This window comes from Mycobacterium sp. IS-2888 (genome assembly GCF_001954215.1).
In the GTDB taxonomy this organism is placed as follows: Bacteria; Actinomycetota; Actinomycetes; order Mycobacteriales; family Mycobacteriaceae; genus Mycobacterium.
Genome location: NZ_MBET01000057.1, coordinates 1 through 20,909, shown reverse-complemented (window position 1 = coordinate 20,909; position 20,909 = coordinate 1). Strand labels below are relative to the sequence as shown.

The window sequence follows — 20,909 nt, the reverse complement described above, 5'->3', positions numbered from 1 at the left end:
CTAATTCACACCGCGTGCTTCCGGATGCGAGCCGATGCGGGCCAGCACCTGGTCGTGCAGCAGCCCGTTGGTCGCGACGGCGCTGCCGCGGTGCGGACCCGCGCTGCCGTCCAAGCCGGTGAACGTTCCGCCCGCCTCCCGGACGAGGATGTCGAGGGGTGCCAGGTCCCACACCGACACCTCCGGCTCGGCGGCGATATCGATGGCCCCCTCGGCGAGCAGGCAATACGACCAGAAGTCGCCGAAGGCGCGCACCCTCCACACCGCGTCGGTCAGCTCGACGAAGCGTTCGCGTAGACCGCGTTGCGCCCATCCCGACAGGCTGGCGAACGACAAACTGGCCGAATTCAGCTGTGCCACAGAGGAAACCGAGATCTGCCGCGGCGGGGCTCCTTCGACAGCGACGAACGCTCCCCGGCCGCGGGCAGCCCACCACCGACGCTGCAGCGCGGGGGCGCTCACCACCCCGACCGAGGGCGCACCGTCCTCGAGCAACGCAATCAAACTGGCCCACACCGGCACTCCGCGCACGAAGTTCTTGGTGCCGTCGATCGGGTCGATGATCCATTGCCGCCCGGTGAAGGATGTGGTGCCGCCGAACTCCTCGCCGACGACGCTGTCGTCCGGCCTTTCGAGTCCGAGCACCTCGCGCAGGTCGGCCTCGACCGCCCGATCGGCGTCGGTCACCGGAGTCAGATCCGGTTTGGTGTCGATGCGCAGGTCGAGTGCGCCGAACCGAGCACGAGTCAGCGTGTCCGCACGGTCGGCCAGCACGAGCGCCAGCGCCAGATCATCCCGGGCCATGCCAGCAGTCCTACCACGACTTTCAGAAAGGACTCCCGGAAAGCCCTAACCTGGATGCGTGTGGGAATTCGGGGTGCTGCTCCTACTCGTGGCCGTCCTGGCGGTCTTCCTTGCCCAGCGGTTCATCCCGCGTGGCCCGCGCGGTGAGCTGGCGAGCGGCACGCTGTTGGTGACCGGCGTCAGCCCGCGGCCGGACGTGAGCGGTGAGCAATACGTCACGATTGCGGGGGTGATCAACGGGCCCACCCTCGATGAGTACTCCGTGTATCAACGCATGGCGGTCGATGTCGACTCGTGGCCGACGGTGGGCCAGCTGATGCCGGTGCTGTATTCGACCAAGAATCCCAATAATTGGAAGTTCGCGCCGCCGGAGCCTCCCGCGTAGCCGACCGTCATCCAGCCGCCGGCGGGCGCGCCATCACCGTGACCCGGGCGCCGTACCGGGGGACTACCATCGCGGCCCGCGAGACTCTCGGCATCCCGGGTACGCCCGGCATGCCGGACCCCGTCCCCTGGGGCGCCGGTAATCCGTTGCTCGACAACGCCATTGCGGGGGTGGTCATCGTCGGTGCCACAACAGCGTTACCCGACGGCGCGGCCCAGCTTGACGGCACGGACATCGACCCGATGGTGCCGGCCCGGGCCAGCGTCGCGGTGACGTTCCCCAGGCCGCGTCCGAGGCTCGAGGCGCCGCCGAGCGACGGCGCCACCTGAGCCGTTGTCGCCCCGACGACAGGCAAAATCCCCAAGTCCTTCTCGGCCCCGATAATCCCGGCAACGAATCCCCCGAAACTGGTGGGCGCTTTCAGCGCGGTGCCGGTCGCCATGATGGCGTCGAAGAGTGCGAAATCGGCAGGGGTGCCCGAAGCGGTGCTGGGTACCGTCGAAACCGCCTGTGCGGCTGGGATTGTGGACGCGGCGCCAGCGTTGGCTTGTGCGACCGCGGCATTTTGCGCGGCCATCCTGTCGGGGTTGGTGGCCCGCTTCGGAGACGAGAACGGCGTCAACCGCGTTGCCGCCACCGAGCTGGTTGCGTAGCCGGACATCGCAGTGACGTCCTGGGCCCAGTACTCGGCATACTCCGCCTCGGTGGCCGCGATCGCCGCGGTGTTCTGGCCGAAGAAGTTCGTCGCTATCAGCAGAGCCAGCCGAATCCTGTTGGCCGCGACCGCCACCGGAGGCACCGTCATCGCAAACGCCAGTTCGTAGGCCGCCGCGGCTGCCCGAGCCTGGATGGCGGTCTGCTCTGTCTGCTCTGCGGCCGCGTGCAACCACCCCAGATAGGGGGTGGCGGCAGCCGCCATTGCCTCCGAAGCCGGCCCGCGCCAGTGCAAGCTGGTCAGGGCCCAGAGCACCGATTCGCAGACCCCGGCCGCGATGCCCAACTCGGCCGAGAGCGATTCCCAGCTTTCCGCGGCGGCCAGCAGCGGGCCCGACCCCGGGCCGGCATACATCCGGGCGGAGTTGATCTCCGGTGGCAAGAAGGCGAAATCCATTGTGTCACATATCGATAGAAGGTGGCCGTGGTCAACCGTGCGCAGCGGCGGCGCCGGCGCGCGGAAACGCGCGACAGCGACAGCGGTTGGTCAGGCGACCGTCACCCGGCCGCCGGCGGGCGCGGCATCACCGTGAGCCGGACACCGTATCGGGGCGGAGCACCCACGCCGGCGCCCCGGGAGACGTTCCCCGCCGGCATCCCTGGGTAGCCCGGGTAACCCGACGCGACCGCCTCCTCGGTTCCCGGAATCGTGGTGAAGCCGGCGGGTTCCAACCGCGCGATCTGACCGGTCGACGGCGCCGCCCAGCTCGCCGGGACGGACATCGGCCCGATCGTCCCACCGCGGGCGAGCGTGGCCGTGACGTTGCCCAGCCCCGCACCACCGCCCAGTTGGGGCGACGCCGTCAGCGTTGGGGCGAGCGCGGCCGGAGCCGCCGCGACCTTGGGCAAAATGCCCAGGTTGTTCTCGGCCCCGATGACACCGGAGGCGAACGCTTCCATGTTGTACGGGGCCGTTAGCGCGAGATTCGTCGCCTGAATGGCATCGAGGATCCGGAATGCGGTCGAGTCGGACGCCGCCGCAGCGGGCGCGGCCGCGGCGGGCGCGGCCGCGGCGGCCGGCTGGACAGCGGCCCCAGAAACCGCCTGCGCGGCCGACCGGGTGGCGGTGGCGCTGGCGTTAGCCTGGTTGACCGCGGCGCCCTGAGCGGCCACCCCGGACTCGGTGGTGGCCCGGTTCGGGGAAAAGAACCGAGGCAACCCCGTCGTCGCCGCTGTCGAGGAGGCGGAGTACCCGGACATCGCGGCGGCGTCCTGAGCCCAGTAGTCGGCGTACTGCGCCTCGGTGGCCGCGATCGCCGCGGTGTTCTGGCCCAGCACGTTCGTCGCGATCAGCGAGGACAGTTGTGTCCGGTTGGCGGTGACCGCCGGTGGGGGGATCGTCATCGCGTAGGCCTGCTCATAAGCCGCCGCAGCCGTCCTGGTCTGCATGGCCGTCTGCTTTGTCTGTTCGGCGGTCGTTTGCAGCCAAGCTATGTAGCGGGCGGCCGTGGCCGCCATCGCCTCGGATGCGGGCCCGCGCCACTGCAAGTCCAGGCCGGAAAGCACCGACTCATAGGACTCGGCTGTGTTGCTCAACTCGGCGGACAGGGCGTCCCAGCTACCCGCGGCGGCCAACAGCGAGACGGCCCCGGGTCCGGCATACATCCGGGCCGAATTGACTTCCGGCGGCAAAAATGCGAAATCCATTGTGTCGCATCTCCTTCATGAATTGCTTTGCGGTGAGGTTCATAGGCGTCGACAACGCGACCACCGCCCCGGGGGCGGTGGTTTAGGGAAGTGGGTTGGCCGCTACGGTCGCGGCCGGCGTCGTCAAAAAAGAGTTGGCGGGGCGTTCGCACAGGGCATTTCTGCAGCCTTCAGCTATGTATCGTCTTGAGCCCGAGAGGCCAGTATCGCGTTTTGGGCCTGGTAACGGAGCAAGTCTGCGAAATTTCCGGCGACAGTTCCCTCGTCGCCCGAAAGGGACCAATGGCACTCGGTTGGTGACCATCGCCTCTGCGGGAACGGCATGCCCGGCCCATAACGTACGGGTTAGCAACGATGGTCACTCCCGCAAAGGAGACTCCGATGAGCGACATCTACCCAGCTCCGTCGGTCGTCGTCGGCATCGATGGATCAAGGGCGGCAACCCACGCCGCCCTGTGGGCCGTCGACGAGGCGGTCGCCCGGGACATCCCGCTGCGACTGGTGTACGTCGTCGATCCGCTGTGCACCCCCGCGGCCGGCTCACAGGACGACCCGCAAAGCGTCGCCCGCGCCGCGCTCTACGCCGCCTACCGGGCAGTCGACGCCACGGACAAACCGGTCAAGATCGAAACCGAGATCCTGTGGGGGCGGCCACTGGCCAAGCTGATGGCCGAGTCGAGGTCGGCGGCATTGGTCTGTGTCGGGTCGATCGGGCTCAACCACGCGCGCCGCATCGGCGGCACCGTCGCCGCGGCCTTGGCCGAATCGGCGTTGTGTCCGGTTGCGGTGGTGCACCGCTCGCCGGGCGGTCCGGCAAGCCCCGAGGTCAACGAGGTCGTCGTGCAGGTGGACAATGGTTCGGTGCTCAGACACGCGTTCGACGAGGCGAGGTTGCGCGGAGTTCCGCTGCGGGCACTGGCCGCACACGTCGCCGAGACCCCCGATGACGTCGGCGACGGAAACCGTTTAGCGCAAGCGCAACTGGATCGCCGGCTGGCCCGCTGGACGCCGCGCTACCCCGACGTGCCGGTCGAATCCACGGTCATCCGCGGAGGTGTCGGCGAATACCTCGGGGCCAACGCGGACACCGGGCAGCTCTTCGTCACCGATATGCACGCCGCCAATGACGTGTGCGGGGCATACAACGTGGGATGCTCGATACTCACGGTGCGGTGCGGCAACTTGTAGGCAGCGGATGTCGGGAGTGGCGCCTTGGTAAAGGTCTTCTTGGTCGACGATCACGAAGTGGTGAGGCGCGGACTGATCGACCTGCTCGGGGCAGATCCCGACCTCGACGTCGTCGGTGAGGCGGGCTCGGTCGCGGAGGCGATGGCCAGGATTCCGGCCGCGAACCCGGATGTCGCGGTGCTCGACGTCCGGCTGCCCGACGGCAACGGCATCGAACTGTGCCGTGATCTGTTGTCGCGCATGCCAGAGCTGCGCTGCCTGATCCTGACGTCCTACACCTCCGATGAGGCGATGCTGGACGCGATCCTGGCCGGCGCCAGTGGCTATGTCGTCAAGGACATCAAGGGGATGGAGCTGGCACGCGCCGTCAAAGAGGTCGGCGCCGGGCGATCGCTGCTCGACAATCGGGCCGCCGCGGCGCTGATGGCCAAGCTGCGCGGCGCCACCGAGAAGTCCGACCCGTTGTCGGGTCTCACCGACCAGGAACGCACACTGCTCAGCCTGCTCAGCGAAGGCCTAACCAACAAGCAGATCGCCGACCGGATGTTTCTGGCCGAAAAGACGGTGAAGAACTACGTGTCTCGGCTGTTGGCCAAGCTTGGCATGGAGCGGCGAACCCAAGCCGCGGTGTTCGCAACGGAACTGAAGCGCTCGCGGCCGCCCGGCGATGAATAGCGACACCCCAGACGCCGGCATCGGCCCGCTGCGTCAAACACTTTCCCAACTGCGGCTGCGCGAGCTGCTGGTCGAGGTGCAGGATCGCGTCGAGCAGATCGTCGAGGGCCGCGACCGCCTCGACGGGCTATTAGAGGCGATGCTCGTGGTCACGTCCGGGTTGGATCTGGATGCCACCCTGCGCACCATCGTGCACTCGGCCACCAAGCTCGTCGACGCCCGATACGGCGCGCTGGAGGTGCACGACCGGGACAACCGCCTGGTGCGCTTCGTCCACGAGGGCATCGACGAGGAAACCGTGCGGCGCATCGGCCACCTACCCGAAGGCCTGGGTGTCATCGGCCTGCTGATCGACGAACCCAAACCGCTACGCCTAGACGACCTTTCGCAACATCCCGCCTCGATCGGGTTTCCGGCGCACCACCCACCGATGCGGACTTTTCTCGGGGTGCCGGTCCTGGTGCGCGACCAATCGTTCGGCACGCTCTACCTCACCGACAAGACCAACGGGCAGCCGTTCAGCGATGACGACGAGGTGTTGGTCCAGGCGCTGGCCGCGGCGGCGGGCATCGCCGTCGCGAACGCCCGGCTCTATCAGGAGGCCCAGCAGCGGCAGTCGTGGATCGAAGCCACCCGTGACATAGCCACCGAATTGCTGTCCGGCACCGAACCCGCGACGGTGTTCCGACTGGTCGCCGAGGAAGCACTCAAACTCACCGCCGCTGAAGCGGCGCTGGTCGCCGTTCCCGTCGACGACAACGCGGCGAGTACCGACGAGCTGCTGGTGGTCGAAACAGTGGGCAGCGCAGCGGCTTCCACCGCCGGCCGAACGGTCGCCATCGCGGGCACGGCGATCGGGGACGCCTTCGCCACGGGCACCCCGCGACGGGTCGACGGACTCGACCTCGACGGTGCGCACGACCTGGGCCCGGCGCTGATACTGCCGTTGCGGGCCACCGATACGGTCGCGGGAGTCGTTGTCGTGGTACGCCAACGCGGCGCATTCACCGACGAACAGCTCGAGATGATGGCCGCATTCGCCGATCAGGCCGCGCTGGCCTGGCAGCTGGCCACCTCCCAGCGCCGGATGCGCGAGCTCGACGTGCTGACCGACCGCGACCGCATCGCGCGCGACCTGCACGACCATGTGATACAGCGGCTCTTCGCCGTCGGTCTGGCGCTGCAGGGCACCGTGCCGCGGGCACGCGATTCCGAAGTGCAGCAACGGCTTTCGGAAGCCGTCGACGACCTGCAGGCCGTCATCCAGGATATCCGGACGACCATCTTCGACCTGCATGGTGCCGCGCAGGGCATCACTCGGCTGCGGCAGCGGATCGACGAAGCGGTCACCCAATTCGCCGGCTCGGGGCTGCGCACGACGGTCCAATTCGTCGGGCCGCTGTCTGTGGTCGACGGTGCACTGGCCGATCACGCCGAGGCGGTGGTCCGCGAAGCGGTCAGCAATGCCGTTCGGCACGCGGACGCCACCACGCTGACGGTCCGGGTCAGCGTCGAAGACGACTTGTGCATCGAGGTCAGCGATAACGGGCGGGGGATGCCCGACGAGTTCACCGGCAGCGGCCTGACGAACCTGCGGCGTCGCGCCGAGCAGGCCGGCGGTCAGTTCACGATCGAAAGCGCCGGCACCGGCGGCACGGTGTTGCGGTGGTCAGCCCCGCTGCTCCAATAGGCCGGGCCACTCGACGACCCGGGACAGCCGGCGCCGTGGCGTCGGTGGCAACGGATCGGCGTTGACCGGGGCCCACCCCACCCGGAGCAGCATCTGCGGGTATCCGCTGGAGCCGAAGACATCGGCGCGCACGGCCTCCCGGGTTTCGCGGATTTCCAGGGGTTCGCTGATCGGGCAGCACGCCAATCCCAGTGCCGTCGCCGTCAGCAACACGACGCTGGTGGCTTCCCCGGCGCGCAGCCGGGACAAGCGGTCGTCGCCCTCGGTGCCCAGCGCCACAATCGCGGCCCCGTCCTCGGCAGGCGGGGCGGCGGACGGGGCCAGACCCGGTCCCGCGAAGAGACGGCCCGGGATCGGGGAGGTTCGCTCCGACGGTGGTGTGTTCCTGGCCGGGACCCCGGCCACCGAACCGTACCGTCCGCTCCACATGGTGAGTTCGCGAAGGTAGTCGCGATTGGTCGCGTGATCCCAGACCGCTTGGGCGACAATCTTGTTCATCCGTTCCAGGGCGTCTACCTGCCGCAGCATTACCCCGCATCGCGCGGCACGGGCGGCCATCAACGCGATGTCGCCCCCCGATACCGGCCACGACCCGTAGGCCCGCCGATCGGTTCGGCGCCGGGGGATGGCGGCCGCCAGCGCGATGTCGGCATGGTCCGGGGTGTGCGGCGCGACGTCGATGGTCGCCAGGTGGGTGGGGTCGTCGGGATCGGGAAAGCGATGAACCCGCGCTTGCCAGCCCATGGCGGCCAGCGCCACAACGCAGTGATGCAACGCGGTTCCGCAGCTGAGCATCAACTCCCGCCCGTCGGGGTCGGTGTTGCGCAGCTGCATGTCGGGCTCGGAGTACAGATCCAGGCTCGCCGCGCCCACGCGCCACCTCCACGGTTGCGTGTTGTGAATGGAGGGCGCCCGGGTGGCCAGGGTGAGGACCGCCTCAACGGTGTCGGTGTCTGGGAAAAGGGCGTTCATGTCTGCCTCTCCGGTCCGACAAACCTTGCTGTCGAGAAGTGTGGTCATGCTTTCCAGGATCGCGCGACGACACCGTCGCCAGCAGAGCAGGAAGCCACCGGCATCGGGGGACCTTTGGCCCTGAACACTTTGATCGCGCGGTGACCGTCAGGAAGGACCCGCGGCGGGGTCTGGCTCCGGTCCGAACCTGAAGTGGCGGCCGGTGATTTCGGACGGGGTCACGCGGACGTAGTGAACCTTGGGTATCGCGGTCCACGGCAGGAGCTGGGCCCGCTCGGCTTCCTCGATCTCGGCGTCGGTGCGTAGCACCTTGGCGCGGCCACGGACGATCACGCTCCAGCCTTCGGCGACGTTGTGGTCGTCGGCCTCGAACAGCACGACGCTGTTGGCTACGGCGGAAAACAGTTTGGTGCCCTCGGAAGTCCGAAACAGCACGGTCCGGCCCTGCGCGACGAAGTTGACCGGGAAGATCTCCGGCTCACCGGCAAAGCTGGTTACCAACCTGCCCAGCGCGACGCCGCCCAACCGGCGCCAACTCTCGTCCTCCGACAGGATGGTGACTGGCTCATCGGTCATGGTTCCAACCTTTCCCTGCACATCACCACCATTTCAAGCCGCCGCGTGGTTCCTAGCGAAACTCGAGGACGTCGTCCAACGGCCGCCGCGGTGTCGGTGCGGGAAGCGCCTCCAGGGGCGGCGCGATCCCGGCGCGGACCAGCACCTGCGGTTCGCCGTGGCCGACCAGGTTGCGGACGACGTCGCGGCTTTCGTCCGATTCGATCAGATGAGTCAACGTGCAGGTCGCCATCCCGGCCACGGTGCATTCCAGTAGGACGGTCGACAGCGCTTCGCCGCACTCCAACACCTCGGCCCGCGTGTCCTCAGCCGTCGACAGCACAAGGATTTTCGACCAGTCCGCGCCGATCTCCGGGCGCCGATCCTGGTGGCTTCGAACCGGGAAGTCGCGGGCCACGTCGACTCGGTGGCGCTCGACGTCCGATGCCAGCGCGCTCGGCGGCACGCCCTCCGCCAACGCGAATGGCGAAGTCCACCACTGCAGCTCGAGCTGATACGACGAATCCTCGCGCCGGTGCGATTCGCTGAGCTGCGAGGCCTCCGCCAGGAGCGGGCGCTGATCGTCGGTCAGGATGTCAAGCGTCGCAACGCTTTCGCTCAACGCGCTTCGCAGCTCGGGTTCGAACGCATTCCAGTAGGTGGGCATGCCGAAGGCGAGCCGATCGGTCCGACGTTGCAGGATCGCCCGCGCGCGCTGGCGCTGCGACTCGGTGACGTGATCCTTGAGGCTGAATTCGATCGAGGCCAAGTGCGAGGGATCGGTCGGGTCGGGCAGCCGAGTAATGCTCGGCAGCCAACCGGCCGCGGTAATGGCCACGCGAAAGTGGTCGAGCGCGGCGCCGCAACTCAAGATCGCTTCCCGGCCGGATCGGTCGGCGGCGGGCACCGTCCGGTGCCGGTCGACGAACAGATGGACGACATCGCCTCGCGCCACCCATCGCCAGGGCTGGCTGTTGTGAACGGACGGAGCGCGGCAGGCCAGCAGGACCGCCGTCTTGAGCGCCTCGACTTCCACACCGCCGACGCTATGGCGAGCGTGCGCTGGCCCCTAGGGGCCTTCGTCCCTTATCAACCCGCAGAAGGCACTTGTCTGGCATCCTGAGGGCATGGCACGCGGAGAAATCGATCCGATCCGGGCAAAGAGCGCTCTGGCGGTGATCAGGCAGAACCCTGGGATAGCGCTCTTCGCGGTCTCACCGGCACTCGTGGCGCTGGCCGTCGTCTGGTGGCTCGCCGGCGCCGGATGGGCCATCGCCGCGGCCATCCTGCTGCTGATCGCTGGAACCGCCGTCGTCGTCTTGAAACGCTGACGCCGCCAGCATGCGTTCGTGGTGGGGCTGGGGCACCGTCGAGGACGCGCTTTCGGAGCACGAGACACGCGAGCTGGTCGCACGCGTGGCGACGCTGCTTCCCGGGCACGACCTGACCGATCACCCACCGCCGGACCCCCATGCGCTCGGTCTGGCCCAGCCGCGGATGGCCCCGCCGTCGTCGCTGGCAGACCTGTGCTCCGTTGACGCCGTCGATCGGGCGGCCCACGCGCACGGCAAGGCTTTCCGCGACGTCGTGCGCAACCTGCACGGCCGCCTCGACCACGTGCCCGACCTTGTCGTGCGACCCCGCCACGAACAGGACGTGATCGACGTCCTGGATTGGGCCGCGCCCCAAGGGATTTCGGTGATCCCCTACGGGGGCGGCAGCTCGGTGGTCGGCGGTGTCGAACCGCGCTTCGACGGTCCGGCCGTCACGGTGGATACCACCGCCATGGGCGCGGTGCTCGAGCTCGACCGGACCAGTCGGGCCGCCCGCATCCAGGCCGGCGCTCTCGGGCCGGAGATCGAAAACCAGTTGCGCCCATACGATTTGACGCTGCGCCACTATCCGCAGTCGTTCGGGTTTTCCAGCCTGGGGGGCTGGCTGGCCACCCGCGCCGGCGGGCACTTCGCCACGCTCTACACCCACATCGACGACCTGACCGAATCGTTGCGGGTCGTCACCCCGGCCGGGGTGAGCGAGTCGCGGCGGCTCCCGGGGTCCGGTGCCGGGCCGTCCCCGGATCGGCTGTTCCTCGGCTCCGAGGGCACGCTCGGCGTCATCACGGAGGCGTGGATGCGGCTGCAAAACCGGCCGAAGTGGCAGGTCACCGCGTCGTTGGCGTTCGACGACTGGGCGGACGCGCTCGCCGCGACCCGGACGATCGCGCAGGCCGGCCTGTACCCGTCGAATTGCCGGTTGCTGGATCCGGCCGAGGCATTCCTGAACGCCGGAGCCGCGGTCGGGGGAGGGATGCTGGTGCTGGCTTTCGAATCCGCCGATCACCCGGTCGACGCGTGGCTCGACCGCGCCGTGGCGATCGCCGCCGAACACGGCGGCGTCCTGACCGCGCGACGCGACCGCGAAAACACAAGCGATGCAAGCAAATCGGACGCTTCCGGGAATTGGCGTTCGGCCTTTCTACGCATGCCGTATCAGCGCGATGCACTGGCCCGCCGCAGTGTCATCGCCGAGACGTTCGAGACGGCGTGCACCTGGGACGCATTCGAGGCCCTGCACGATGCGGTGATGAGGGCGGCGCGCGCGTCAATCGAACGGATCTGCGGGACCGGCGTGGTGACCTGCCGGTTCACCCACGTCTACCCCGACGGCCCGGCTCCTTATTACGGCATCTATGCCGGCGGACGGTGGGACTCCCTGGACGCGCAATGGGACGAGATCAAGGCCGCCGTGTCGGAGGCGATCGTCGCCGCCGGCGGCACCATCACTCACCACCACGCCGTCGGCCGCGATCACCGCCCGTGGTACGACATGCAGCGCCCCGACCCGTTCGCGGCGGCGCTGCGCGCGGCGAAGTCCGCGCTGGACCCGGCCGGGGTTCTCAACCCCGGGGTGCTGGTCGACGCGTGATCAGCCGTGGCTGACGCGCAGGAGCTCGGCCAGGCTCGGCAGCTTGACCCGCGGCCGCCCGTGGGGCTCACCGGCGGCCCGCTCGTGGCGATCGATGATCTCCCAGTGGGCGGAGGTGACCAGCTTCGGTTGCCGGGAGGCCAGCCACTCGGCCAACTTGTCGGCATGGTCCTCGCCGAAGTCGGCCAATTCGTCGGTGCCGGTCAGGTCGGCCAGCAGCGTGTCGACGGTGTCCTGGGAGTCCTTCTTATTGGTGCCGATCACACCCGTCGGCCCGCGCTTGATCCATCCGACGACGTACTCGTTGCGGCTGCCCTCGACCCGGCCGTTGGCGTGGGGGATGGTCGCGCTTTTGTCGTCGAAAGGCAGTCCCGGGGTAGGCACCCCGCGGTAACCCACCGACCGCACCACTAGCTGCACGGGCAGTTCCTCGCGCTCACCAGTGTCCTTGGCGGCCACCCGCCCGGTCTCATCGGCGACCAATTCGTTGCGGCCCAGCACGATCCGCTCCACCTTGCCGTCACCCTTGATCTCGATCGGGGACGTCTTGAACCGGAACACCATGCGGCGGTGTCCCGGGCGGGGTTCACGGCCCGCGTAGTCGCGCAGCACCTTGATGTTCTGCTTGCAGACCTTGCCGACCGCGGCCGCGTCCTCGTCGGTGATGCCCTCCAGATCGGCGGGATCCACAATCACGTCGACACCTTCGAGGTCTGCCAACTCGCGTAGCTCGAGCGTCGTGAACGCGGTCTGCAGCGGACCGCGCCGGCCGACGATCACCACTTCCTCCACACCGCATGGGCGCAGCGATTCCAGCGCGTGATCGGCGATATCGGTTCGCGCCAGCTCGCCCGGGTCGGTGACCAGGATGCGCGCGACGTCGAGCGCGACGTTGCCGTTGCCGATCACTACCGCGCGACTGCCCGACAGATCGGGCGATATCTGCTCGAAGTTGGGATGGGCGTTGTACCAGCCCACGAAATCGACGGCCGCGACACTGCCGGGCAGGTCCTCACCGGGAATGTTGAGCGAGCGGTCCGACTGCGCCCCGACGGCGTAGATCACGGCGTCGTAGCGCTCGGCGAGTTCGGACGCCTCGAGGTGCTCGCCCACCACGACGTTGCCGAAGAAGCGGAAGCGGGGGTCCTCGGCGGTCTTCTCGAATTGTTTGCTGATCGATTTGATCTTCGGGTGATCGGGAGCGACACCGGAGCGCACCAACCCCCACGGCGTCGGCAGCATCTCGATCATGTCGACGGCCACGTCGATCTCGTCGGAGGTGTCGGCGGCTTTCAGCAACGATGCTGCGGCGAAGAACCCCGACGGTCCGGAGCCGACGATGGCGACATGGTATGGGCGCATACTCCAGCCTTCTGTTTAGTGCCCGGCCTGCGCGCAGAGGGGCTGTCGCGGCGCAGTCGGGGGCTGCACATGATCGTGACTCGATGCTAAACGCATGACCGCTGGTCGTGACCTGAGCACTCGCCGAGCGCAAAGCCCCCGGTAACGTGGGCGGCTGTGGAACCCGACCGTCAAGCCGACATCGCCGCCCTTGACTCCGCCCTGACCACGGTGGAGCGGGTGCTCGATGTCGACGGTCTGCGCGGCCGAATCGAGAAACTCGAGCACGAGGCGTCCGACCCCAACCTCTGGGACGACCAGGCCCGCGCGCAGCGCGTCACGAGTGAGTTATCCCACACGCAGGGCGAGCTACGCCGGATCGAGGAGTTGCGGCAGCGCCTGGACGACCTGCCGGTGCTTTACGAGCTGGCGGCCGAGGAGGGCGAAGGCGCCGCCGAAGCGTTGGCCGAGGCCGATGCCGAGCTGAAGGCCCTGCGCGCCGACATCGAAGCCGCCGAGGTGCGCACCCTGCTCTCGGGTGAGTACGACGAGCGCGAGGCGCTGGTCACCATTCGTTCCGGCGCCGGCGGGGTGGATGCCGCCGACTGGGCCGAGATGCTGATGCGGATGTATATCCGGTGGGCCGAACAACACAAGTATTCGGTCGAGGTGTTCGACACCTCCTACGCCGAGGAAGCGGGCATCAAAAGCGCTACGTTCGCGGTGCATGCGCCGTTCGCCTACGGCACGTTGTCCGTCGAACAGGGCACCCACCGACTGGTGCGAATCAGCCCGTTCGACAACCAAAGCCGGCGTCAGACATCCTTCGCCGAAGTCGAAGTGCTTCCGGTGGTCGAAACCACCGATCACATCGACATTCCGGAAGGCGATGTGCGAGTGGACGTTTACCGCTCCAGCGGGCCCGGCGGCCAGTCGGTGAACACCACTGACTCCGCGGTTCGCTTAACCCACATCCCAACGGGTATCGTCGTGACTTGTCAGAACGAGAAGTCGCAACTGCAGAACAAAGTTTCGGCAATGCGAGTGCTCCAAGCAAAGTTGTTGGAGCGCAAGCGATCAGAAGAGCGCGCCGAGCTGGACGCCTTGAAAGGCGAAGGCGGCAGTTCCTGGGGAAACCAGATGCGCTCCTACGTACTACACCCGTATCAGATGGTCAAGGATCTGCGAACCGAGTACGAGGTGGGCAATCCGGCGGCCGTTCTGGACGGAGACATCGACGGATTCCTGGAAGCGGGAATCCGGTGGCGCAACCGAAAAGATGACGACTAACACAACTGTTCTCGCTGCATCGATGGCGGATCGCTGGCACGGCTTTTGGCGCGGTGCGATCGGCGAATGGATCCTCGGCAGAGGCCTGCACATCATCATGCTGCTGATCGCGGCGGTGCTGGCGGCACGCTTCGTCAGCTGGATCGCGCAGCAGGTGACCCGGCAACTCGACGTGGGCTTCACCGAAAGCGACGCGTTGGTGCGCTCGGAGGCAACCAAGCACCGCCAGGCCGTCGCGTCGGTGATCCAGTGGGTATCGATCGTGGTCATCGCGATCTGGGTCCTCGTTCAGGTTGCTGGTGTGCTGCAGTTCTCCGTGGGTGGGCTGATCGCGCCGGCCACGGTGCTGGGTGCGGCGCTGGGTTTCGGGGCTCAGCAAGTGGTCAGGGATCTGCTTGCCGGGTTTTTCATCATCGTCGAGAAGCAATACGGCTTCGGGGACCTGGTCACGCTCACCATCGTTTCCACGACGGAAGCCAGCGGCACCGTCGAGAACGTGACGCTGCGGGTGACACGGCTGCGCTCACCGGACGGCGAGGTGTTGACCATCCCCAACGGCCAGATCGTTAAGGCGACCAACCTCTCGAAGGACTGGGCACGCGCAGTGGTGGACATCCCGGTGTCGACCAGCGCCGACCTCAACCAGGTCAACGACGTCCTGCACCAGGAATGCGAGCGCGCTCTGGACAACCCGGTGTTGGGTGAGCTACTGCTGGACGCGCCCACCGTGATGGGCGTGGAGAGCATCCAAGTCGACACCGTCACCCTGCGCATGGTGGCCCGCACGCTGCCCGGGAAGCAGTTCGAGGTCGGCCGCCAGCTGCGTGTCCTCGTCATTCGAGCACTCGCCCGGGTCGGGATCGTGACTTCGGCCGATGCGAGGGTCGGCGTCGTTGACGACGCCGCGATCCCGGACGCCGAGGTCGCCGCGGCGCAGGACAGGACCGAGAATCGGGTGCATCAGCGGTGAAGCTGACCCTGAATATCTTCGAGAAGGGCGACGACGAGGTCCAGCAGCGCCGGCCCCTGAGCCATCTGTTCGGCGGTCGGGTTCGCACCTCCACCGTGGTGTTGATCGTGGCTTTCCTGGCGGTGTGGTGGGTCTACGACACCTACCGCCCGGAGCCGCCTCCCAAGCCGGCCGCGCCGCAGGTGGTGCCGCCCGGGTTCGTGCCCGACCCCAACTACACCTGGGTGCCGCGCAGCAGGGTGCAGCAGCCGACGCCCACTGTGACCGTCACGCCGACGCCGACCACGTCCACCCCGGCGCCCCCGCCACCGCCGCCGCCGGTCACCACGACGACGACGCCCCCGTTCGTGCTGCCGACGCCGCCGTGTTTGCTGCCGCCGCCCTTCTGCCCGCCGAGCGCGAGCCCGTCACCGGCGCCGCAGCAACCCCAGCCGGGGCCCGGTCCGGTGCCGACATCGGCGCCACCGGCCAGCTGATCGTCCGGGCCAGCGAAATTCACCGCTACACTGGCGTGCCGTGATGATCACCCTGGACCATGTCAGCAAGAAGTACAAAGCGTCGGCCCGCCCGGCGTTGGACGACATCAACGTCAAAATCGACAAGGGTGAATTCGTCTTCCTGATCGGCCCGTCGGGTTCGGGCAAATCGACGTTCATGCGGCTGCTGCTGGCCGAGGAGACGCCCAATACCGGCGACATCCGGGTCTCGAAGTTCCACGTCAACAAGATGCCGGGCCGGCACGTGCCGAAGCTGCGGCAGGTGCTCGGCTGCGTCTTCCAGGACTTCCGGCTGCTTCAGCAAAAGACGGTGTTCGAAAACGTCGCTTTCGCGCTGGAAGTCATCGGCAAACGCAGGGACGCGATCAATCGGGTGGTGCCCGAGGTGCTCGAGACGGTCGGCCTGTCCGGCAAGGCCAACCGGCTGCCGCACGAGTTGTCCGGCGGCGAGCAGCAACGGGTCGCGATTGCCCGCGCGTTCGTCAACCGGCCGCTGGTGCTGCTGGCCGACGAGCCCACCGGCAACCTCGACCCGGACACCAGCAAGGACATCATGGATTTGTTGGAGCGGATCAACCGCACCGGGACGACGGTGCTGATGGCGACGCACGACCACCACATCGTCGACTCGATGCGGCAGCGCGTCGTCGAGCTGTCGTTGGGCAGGCTGGTTCGCGACGAACAGCGCGGCATCTACGGAATGGATCGCTAAGTGCGCTTCGGTTTCCTGCTCAACGAGGTCCTGACCGGTCTTCGTCGCAATGTCACCATGACGGTCGCGATGATCCTGACGACGGCCATCTCGATCGGCCTGTTCGGCGGTGGCCTCTTGGTCGTCCTGCTGGCCGACCACTCGCGTGCCATCTACCTCGACCGCGTCGAAACGCAGGTCTTCCTCACCGAAGACGTCTCCGCCAACGACCCGGGCTGCGGAGCCAACCCGTGCAAGGCGCTGCGGGAGACGATCGAGAAGCGCCAGGACGTCAAGTCCGTGCGATTCCTCAATCGCCAGGACGCGTACGACGACGCCATCCGGAAATTCCCGCAGTACAAGGACGTTGCGGGAAAGGATTCCTTCCCAGCGTCGTTCATCGTCAAGCTGGAAAACCCCGAGCAGCACAAGGACTTTGACACCGCGATGCAGGGCCAGCCCGGCGTGCTCTCGGTGCTCAACCAGAAGGATCTGATCGACCGGCTGTTCGCGGTCCTGGACGGATTGAGCAACGCCGCCTTCGCCGTCGCCCTGGTGCAGGCCGTTGGCGCGATTCTGTTGATTGCCAACATGGTTCAGGTGGCGGCGTATACCCGGCGCACCGAGATCGGGATCATGCGACTGGTCGGGGCCAGCCGCTGGTATACCCAGCTGCCCTTCTTGGTGGAGGCGATGGTCGCCGCGGCCGTCGGTGTGGGCATCGCGATCCTCGGCTTGATCGTGGTGCGCGCGTTCTTCCTCGACAACGCGCTAAATCAGTTCTACCAAGCCAATTTGATCGCACGGGTCGACTACGCCGACATCCTTTACATCTCGCCGATTCTGTTTTTGCTCGGCGTGTCGATGGCCGGCCTGACCGCCTACGCGACGTTGCGGCTCTACGTGCGGCGGTAGTAGCTGTGGCCAATAACTCCGGCCGGGACAAGGCCGCGGGCGGCAAGCGTGGCAGCAAACAGATTGTGGCCACCAATCGCAAAGCGCGACACAACTATTCGATCATCGAACTTTTCGAGGCCGGAGTGGCTTTGCAGGGCACCGAGGTGAAGAGCCTGCGGGAGGGCCACGCGTCGCTGGCCGATGCGTTCGCAACCGTCGACGACGGCGAAGTGTGGTTGCGCAACTTGCACATTCCCGAGTACGAGCATGGTAGCTGGACCAACCATGACCCACGCCGCAATCGAAAGTTGTTGTTACATAGGCAACAAATCGACAGGCTGGTCGGCAAGATACGTGATGGTAACCTCGCCCTCGTGCCGGTGTCTCTGTATTTCTCCGAAGGAAAGGTCAAGGTCGAGCTCGCGCTTGCACGTGGCAAGCGAGCGTACGACAAGCGCCAGGATTTGGCCCGCCGCGACGCGCAACGCGAAGTCCATCGCGAGCTGGGCCGGCGAGCCAAGGGCATCAACTGATCGGGGCGGCTTACGCCCAGCTGTCGGCCGTTACCTACGGCGTCAGCGATTTCGTGGGCGGAGTAGCCGCTCGACGGGTAGCTGCGCTGCGAGTGATGCTCGTGGCCTACCCGATCGAGACAGTGTTGACCGCCGCGCTGGCCATCGCCGTGGGCGGACCAATCCAGACGGGCGCGGTCGTGTGGGGCTGTCTGTACGGCATCGGCATGGCGTTCGGCGTGTGGGCGTTGTTCGCCGCGCTGGCGGCCGGGCCGATCTCGGTGGTCTCGCCGCTGGCGGCCGTGCTCAATGCGGCAGTGCCCGTTGCGGTCGGTGTAGCCCTGGGGGAGCGGCCAGGCCAGGCGGCATCGCTGGGCGTCGTACTGGCCCTGGTCGCGGTCTTGCTGGTCAGCCGCGAAACCGCTGTCGACGGCATCACGCCGTATCGGTTCACCCCGAAGGTGGGCTGGCTCACGCTCCTCGCGGGATCGGCGATGGGGCTGAACCTGGTGTTCCTCCATCAGGCGCCCCAGGAGTCCAAGCTCTGGCCACTGTTGTTCGCCCGGGTGTCGGCCACCGCGGTGGTGTTCGCCATGGCTGCGATCAGCAAGAATCTGCGATTGCCGGGCGGGCAGCCGCTGAAGCTGGCATTGGGTGTCGCCCTGCTGGACATTTGCGCCAACATCACGATGCTGCTCGCGCTGCACACCTGGCTGCTGTCGTTGGCCAGCATCCTGATCTCGCTGTACCCGGCGGCGACGGTCGTGCTGGCCATGGTGGTGCTGCGCGAGCGGCTGAGCCGCTGCCAGGGGGTCGGCATGGTGTTGGCCATGGGCTCGGTGGCGATGATCGCCGCAAGCTAGGCACTGGTCGGCCTAGGATCCGTCCATGGCCACTCGTCAGATCACCGAACTCGATAAATCCGACGTCCTGTCCGGGCTTTTCGCCGTGTGGGACGACATCGATGCGCTGCTGGACGGGGTGCCCGAGAGCGGATGGCAGGCGGCCAGTCCCTTGCCCGCGTGGGACGTCAAGGCCCTGGTGTCGCACATCATCGGAACCGAGTCGTTCCTGGCCGGCATCGCGCCTCCGCAACCCGACGTCGACGTGTCCGCGCTCGACCACGTGCGCAACGACATCGGTGTGATGAACGAGTGCTGGGTGCGTCATCTCAGCGGTCTGCCCGGCTCAGAGGTTCTCGAGCGGTTCCGTTCGGTGACCAAGGATCGCCGCGCGGCACTGACCGCCCTCTCGGACGAGGAGTGGAACGCGGTCACCGCGACTCCGGTGGGCCCCGAGAGCTACGGGCGATTCATGCGGGTGCGGGTGTTCGACTGCTGGATGCACGAGCAGGACATGCGCGAGGCGCTGTCGCGGCCAGCATCCGACAACGAGCTCGACGGGGCCGCGTCGCAGCTTTCCCTCGACGAGGTCGCGGCGACCATGGGATACGTGGTGGGCAAGCTCGCCAAAGCGCCCGAAGGGTCACGCATTCTGTTCGAGCTGACCGGCCCGGTGGCCCGCAACATCCACGTCAGCGTGGACGGTCGCGCTCAGGTGGTCGACGGCTTCGGCGGCCAGGAACCGACGGCGACGATCCGGATGGACGGGCTGCAGTTCACCAGGCTTTCGGGCGGGCGCCCGATGAGCCCCGCCCGCAGCCAGGACATCGAACTCGACGGCGATAACGACGTGGCCACGCAGGTCGTCGAGCACCTGAACTTTGTGATCTGACCGCAGCCTGCAACGGAAGATAATTCCGTTGCCGCTGGTTGAACACGGCGTACCATGGATTGTCCTGCCGAAAGTCGGCGGGGATGAGCGAAGAACGCATAGACAAGGGGCTGAACGGTTTCGACTTCGCGCATCGAATCAAGGGAAGCGTGCCGGTGCAGGCAAGAGACCACCGTAAGCGTCGCTGCAAATATATAAGCGCCGATTCACATCAGCGCGACTACGCTCTCGCTGCCTAAGCGACAGCTAGTCCGTCAGACCGGGAACGCCCTCGGCCCGGACCCTGGCGTCAGCTAGAGGGATCCACCGGTGAGTCCGGTCGCGGGACTCATCGGGACATACACAGCGACTGGGATCGTCATCCTGGCTGGTTCGCGTGACCAGGAGATCCGAGTAGAGGCATAGCGAACTGCGCACGGAGAAGCCTTGAGGGAATGCCGTAGGACCCGGGTTCGATTCCCGGCAGCTCCACCGAATAGCCGCTGGCCGCCGGATGCGGTCATTACGGCGGTCGCCCATCAGTACGACAACCTCACGCAGCCGCCTGCAGGGTGATCTCGGAGATTTCCATCCGGCTCTCGCCGTGGGTGCTGCCCAAGGTGGAGATCCACACCAACACGTTGGACGTCTTGGTCTGGTTATGCACTTCTATGCGGTTGTGCCCCGATTGCAGTGACGTGGTTGGTGTCAGCTCGACGGTGTCGGCCAATTTGGCTGGGGCATCGGTGGGTGACGAGCGAATCTGCACCTGGGTTCCCGTGCTGGATACGTCGATCGTCACGGCGCTCAGCGCGGTCGGTTCTGACAGGTGTAGCAACAGACCCATTCCTTCGATGAATTTCGGGAAAGGGTCGGCGTCCCTATAGGTCACGGTGGACCACGCCGTGTTTGGGTTCCCGTCAATTGCCAAATTGGCCTTCTGCGGATTGTCGGGGGCACCGTCGGGTGAAAACACCGTTGCGCTCGCTGGCCTGACGATGGGGCCGGGACGAGTCCAATGGCCGAAGCCGTCGGTGAACCACATCACCGCACCCGCGGTCAACAGGATCACAGCGGCAGCGGCGACGAGTGCGGCGATCCACCCCTTTCTGCTTTTCGCTGCTTCCGATGCCTTTTCTCGCGGCGGTTGGGTGCGGGCCGCGGACCAGCGTTGCTTCGGACGGGCTACGGCTGAAAGGTTGACGATCTTGTCGGCATCGAGGATGTCGCCGTCCCAGACGCCGCTGACCTCGACCTCATCCCCATCGGCGAGCTGGCCCGCCACGAGATCAGTTTCAATTTCGACCGGAACATTCGCAGGCCCGTTGTCTGGTGGTTCATACGGGATCAAATGGAACGACAACATCCCGACCTGCGTCGATTTCGCCCGGGCCCTCACGCAGCAGGCTCCCGGCCGCGCCGGATACCCGGGCTCGGGCGAAC

The 20,909-nt window shown here is 67.0% G+C and carries 22 protein-coding genes and 1 other RNA gene; 15 read left to right on the top strand and 8 right to left on the bottom strand.

The genetic code is table 11. The features are described from left to right. Window positions 1–804: a histidinol-phosphatase gene (hisN, locus tag A5745_RS10260; RefSeq protein ID WP_076115961.1), complete on the bottom strand. Its 804-nt coding sequence runs from the start codon at window positions 802–804 to the stop codon at window positions 1–3. A gap of 58 nt (window positions 805–862) precedes the next feature. Between hisN and A5745_RS10255 the strand changes: the two genes are divergently transcribed. Further along, window positions 863–1,189: a hypothetical protein gene (locus A5745_RS10255; protein WP_076115960.1), complete on the top strand. Its 327-nt coding sequence runs from the start codon at window positions 863–865 to the stop codon at window positions 1,187–1,189. A 7-nt stretch (window positions 1,190–1,196) separates the two neighbouring features. Here A5745_RS10255 and A5745_RS10250 read toward each other — a convergent pair whose 3' ends face one another. Together A5745_RS10250 and A5745_RS10245 are read right to left on the bottom strand one after the other, a co-directional pair. Then, window positions 1,197–2,300 carry a PPE family protein gene (locus A5745_RS10250; RefSeq protein WP_076115959.1) on the bottom strand — a complete coding sequence of 368 codons (1,104 nt, stop codon included), beginning with the start codon at window positions 2,298–2,300 and terminating at the stop codon, window positions 1,197–1,199. A gap of 101 nt (window positions 2,301–2,401) precedes the next feature. Continuing rightward, entirely contained in the window at window positions 2,402–3,550 is a 1,149-nt protein-coding gene (locus A5745_RS10245) for a PPE family protein (protein ID WP_076115958.1), read from the bottom strand. A gap of 381 nt (window positions 3,551–3,931) precedes the next feature. On the opposite strand from A5745_RS10245, the gene A5745_RS10240 reads away from it, so the two are divergent. Genes A5745_RS10240 through A5745_RS10230 form a run of 3 tightly spaced genes read left to right on the top strand, consistent with a single transcriptional unit; the run spans window position 3,932 to window position 7,103 of the window. Continuing rightward, on the top strand, window positions 3,932–4,738 hold the full coding sequence (locus A5745_RS10240; RefSeq protein ID WP_076060709.1) for a universal stress protein: 807 nt from the start codon (window positions 3,932–3,934) through the stop codon (window positions 4,736–4,738). A 24-nt stretch (window positions 4,739–4,762) separates the two neighbouring features. Beyond that, window positions 4,763–5,413, top strand: coding sequence for a two-component system response regulator DevR (devR, locus tag A5745_RS10235; RefSeq protein WP_076060711.1), 651 nt, complete (start codon window positions 4,763–4,765; stop codon window positions 5,411–5,413). Continuing rightward, window positions 5,406–7,103: a GAF domain-containing sensor histidine kinase gene (locus A5745_RS10230; RefSeq protein WP_076060713.1), complete on the top strand. Its 1,698-nt coding sequence runs from the start codon at window positions 5,406–5,408 to the stop codon at window positions 7,101–7,103. Before devR ends, A5745_RS10230 begins: the two co-directional genes overlap by 8 nt. Here A5745_RS10230 and A5745_RS10225 read toward each other — a convergent pair. The 3 genes from A5745_RS10225 to A5745_RS10215 form a co-directional block, all read right to left on the bottom strand. Beyond that, window positions 7,083–8,075 (bottom strand): nitroreductase family protein, encoded by a 993-nt coding sequence (locus tag A5745_RS10225; protein ID WP_076115957.1) that lies wholly within the window; start codon window positions 8,073–8,075, stop codon window positions 7,083–7,085. The two genes, A5745_RS10230 and A5745_RS10225, sit on opposite strands and share 21 nt — an antisense overlap. A gap of 147 nt (window positions 8,076–8,222) precedes the next feature. Continuing rightward, complete coding sequence (locus tag A5745_RS10220) at window positions 8,223–8,651, bottom strand: pyridoxamine 5'-phosphate oxidase family protein (RefSeq protein ID WP_076060822.1); 429 nt, start codon at window positions 8,649–8,651, stop codon at window positions 8,223–8,225. A gap of 52 nt (window positions 8,652–8,703) precedes the next feature. Then, window positions 8,704–9,666: an NAD(P)H nitroreductase gene (locus tag A5745_RS10215; protein WP_076115956.1), complete on the bottom strand. Its 963-nt coding sequence runs from the start codon at window positions 9,664–9,666 to the stop codon at window positions 8,704–8,706. Between the two features lie 91 nt (window positions 9,667–9,757). On the opposite strand from A5745_RS10215, the gene A5745_RS10210 reads away from it, so the two are divergent. Further along, window positions 9,758–9,961, top strand: coding sequence for a hypothetical protein (locus A5745_RS10210; RefSeq protein ID WP_076060718.1), 204 nt, complete (start codon window positions 9,758–9,760; stop codon window positions 9,959–9,961). A gap of 10 nt (window positions 9,962–9,971) precedes the next feature. Further along, window positions 9,972–11,555 carry an FAD-binding oxidoreductase gene (locus A5745_RS10205; protein ID WP_076115955.1) on the top strand — a complete coding sequence of 528 codons (1,584 nt, stop codon included), beginning with the start codon at window positions 9,972–9,974 and terminating at the stop codon, window positions 11,553–11,555. Here A5745_RS10205 and A5745_RS10200 read toward each other — a convergent pair whose 3' ends face one another. Beyond that, window positions 11,556–12,917: an FAD-dependent oxidoreductase gene (locus tag A5745_RS10200; RefSeq protein WP_076115954.1), complete on the bottom strand. Its 1,362-nt coding sequence runs from the start codon at window positions 12,915–12,917 to the stop codon at window positions 11,556–11,558. Window positions 12,918–13,073: 156 nt separating this feature from the next. Here A5745_RS10200 and prfB point away from each other — a divergent pair, with 156 nt between their 5' ends. From prfB to ssrA, 9 genes are all read left to right on the top strand, one after another. After that, complete coding sequence (prfB, locus tag A5745_RS10195) at window positions 13,074–14,186, top strand: peptide chain release factor 2 (protein WP_076115953.1); 1,113 nt, start codon at window positions 13,074–13,076, stop codon at window positions 14,184–14,186. Continuing rightward, the gene (locus A5745_RS10190; RefSeq protein ID WP_139329537.1) at window positions 14,176–15,156 is read left to right on the top strand and encodes a mechanosensitive ion channel family protein; all 981 of its coding nucleotides are present in this window, start codon (window positions 14,176–14,178) and stop codon (window positions 15,154–15,156) included. Before prfB ends, A5745_RS10190 begins: the two co-directional genes overlap by 11 nt. After that, the gene (locus A5745_RS10185; protein ID WP_076060728.1) at window positions 15,153–15,632 is read left to right on the top strand and encodes a hypothetical protein; all 480 of its coding nucleotides are present in this window, start codon (window positions 15,153–15,155) and stop codon (window positions 15,630–15,632) included. Before A5745_RS10190 ends, A5745_RS10185 begins: the two co-directional genes overlap by 4 nt. 43 nt (window positions 15,633–15,675) lie before the next feature. Beyond that, window positions 15,676–16,365 carry a cell division ATP-binding protein FtsE gene (gene ftsE, locus A5745_RS10180; RefSeq protein WP_076060730.1) on the top strand — a complete coding sequence of 230 codons (690 nt, stop codon included), beginning with the start codon at window positions 15,676–15,678 and terminating at the stop codon, window positions 16,363–16,365. Then, the gene (gene ftsX / locus A5745_RS10175) at window positions 16,366–17,259 is read left to right on the top strand and encodes a permease-like cell division protein FtsX (RefSeq protein ID WP_076060732.1); all 894 of its coding nucleotides are present in this window, start codon (window positions 16,366–16,368) and stop codon (window positions 17,257–17,259) included. Window positions 17,260–17,264: 5 nt separating this feature from the next. Beyond that, window positions 17,265–17,774 carry an SsrA-binding protein SmpB gene (gene smpB / locus A5745_RS10170; protein WP_076060733.1) on the top strand — a complete coding sequence of 170 codons (510 nt, stop codon included), beginning with the start codon at window positions 17,265–17,267 and terminating at the stop codon, window positions 17,772–17,774. Window positions 17,775–17,866: 92 nt separating this feature from the next. After that, on the top strand, window positions 17,867–18,616 hold the full coding sequence (locus tag A5745_RS10165) for an EamA family transporter (RefSeq protein ID WP_170874465.1): 750 nt from the start codon (window positions 17,867–17,869) through the stop codon (window positions 18,614–18,616). Window positions 18,617–18,641: 25 nt separating this feature from the next. Next, entirely contained in the window at window positions 18,642–19,487 is an 846-nt protein-coding gene (locus A5745_RS10160; protein WP_076115952.1) for a maleylpyruvate isomerase family mycothiol-dependent enzyme, read from the top strand. Window positions 19,488–19,593: 106 nt separating this feature from the next. Beyond that, window positions 19,594–19,961: a transfer-messenger RNA gene (ssrA, locus tag A5745_RS10155) on the top strand. Window positions 19,962–20,019: 58 nt separating this feature from the next. Here the strand turns inward: ssrA and A5745_RS10150 are convergent. Further along, complete coding sequence (locus A5745_RS10150) at window positions 20,020–20,751, bottom strand: hypothetical protein (protein ID WP_217695278.1); 732 nt, start codon at window positions 20,749–20,751, stop codon at window positions 20,020–20,022. Window positions 20,752–20,909: the final 158 nt, after the last annotated feature.

Excerpts from the sequence above, each read along its gene's own strand:
- A5745_RS10240 (WP_076060709.1), top strand. The coding sequence starts at position 3,932 with ATGAGCGACATCTACCCAGCTCCGTCGGTCGTCGTCGGCATCGATGGA.
- hisN (WP_076115961.1), bottom strand. The coding sequence starts at position 804 with ATGGCCCGGGATGATCTGGCGCTGGCGCTCGTGCTGGCCGACCGTGCG.
- A5745_RS10200 (WP_076115954.1), bottom strand. The coding sequence starts at position 12,917 with ATGCGCCCATACCATGTCGCCATCGTCGGCTCCGGACCGTCGGGGTTC.
- A5745_RS10205 (WP_076115955.1), top strand. The coding sequence starts at position 9,972 with ATGCGTTCGTGGTGGGGCTGGGGCACCGTCGAGGACGCGCTTTCGGAG.
- A5745_RS10230 (WP_076060713.1), top strand. The coding sequence starts at position 5,406 with ATGAATAGCGACACCCCAGACGCCGGCATCGGCCCGCTGCGTCAAACA.
- A5745_RS10190 (WP_139329537.1), top strand. The coding sequence starts at position 14,176 with ATGACGACTAACACAACTGTTCTCGCTGCATCGATGGCGGATCGCTGG.
- A5745_RS10250 (WP_076115959.1), bottom strand. The coding sequence starts at position 2,300 with ATGGATTTCGCCTTCTTGCCACCGGAGATCAACTCCGCCCGGATGTAT.
- A5745_RS10220 (WP_076060822.1), bottom strand. The coding sequence starts at position 8,651 with ATGACCGATGAGCCAGTCACCATCCTGTCGGAGGACGAGAGTTGGCGC.
- A5745_RS10245 (WP_076115958.1), bottom strand. The coding sequence starts at position 3,550 with ATGGATTTCGCATTTTTGCCGCCGGAAGTCAATTCGGCCCGGATGTAT.
- ftsE (WP_076060730.1), top strand. The coding sequence starts at position 15,676 with ATGATCACCCTGGACCATGTCAGCAAGAAGTACAAAGCGTCGGCCCGC.
- A5745_RS10210 (WP_076060718.1), top strand. The coding sequence starts at position 9,758 with ATGGCACGCGGAGAAATCGATCCGATCCGGGCAAAGAGCGCTCTGGCG.
- A5745_RS10225 (WP_076115957.1), bottom strand. The coding sequence starts at position 8,075 with ATGAACGCCCTTTTCCCAGACACCGACACCGTTGAGGCGGTCCTCACC.
- A5745_RS10160 (WP_076115952.1), top strand. The coding sequence starts at position 18,642 with ATGGCCACTCGTCAGATCACCGAACTCGATAAATCCGACGTCCTGTCC.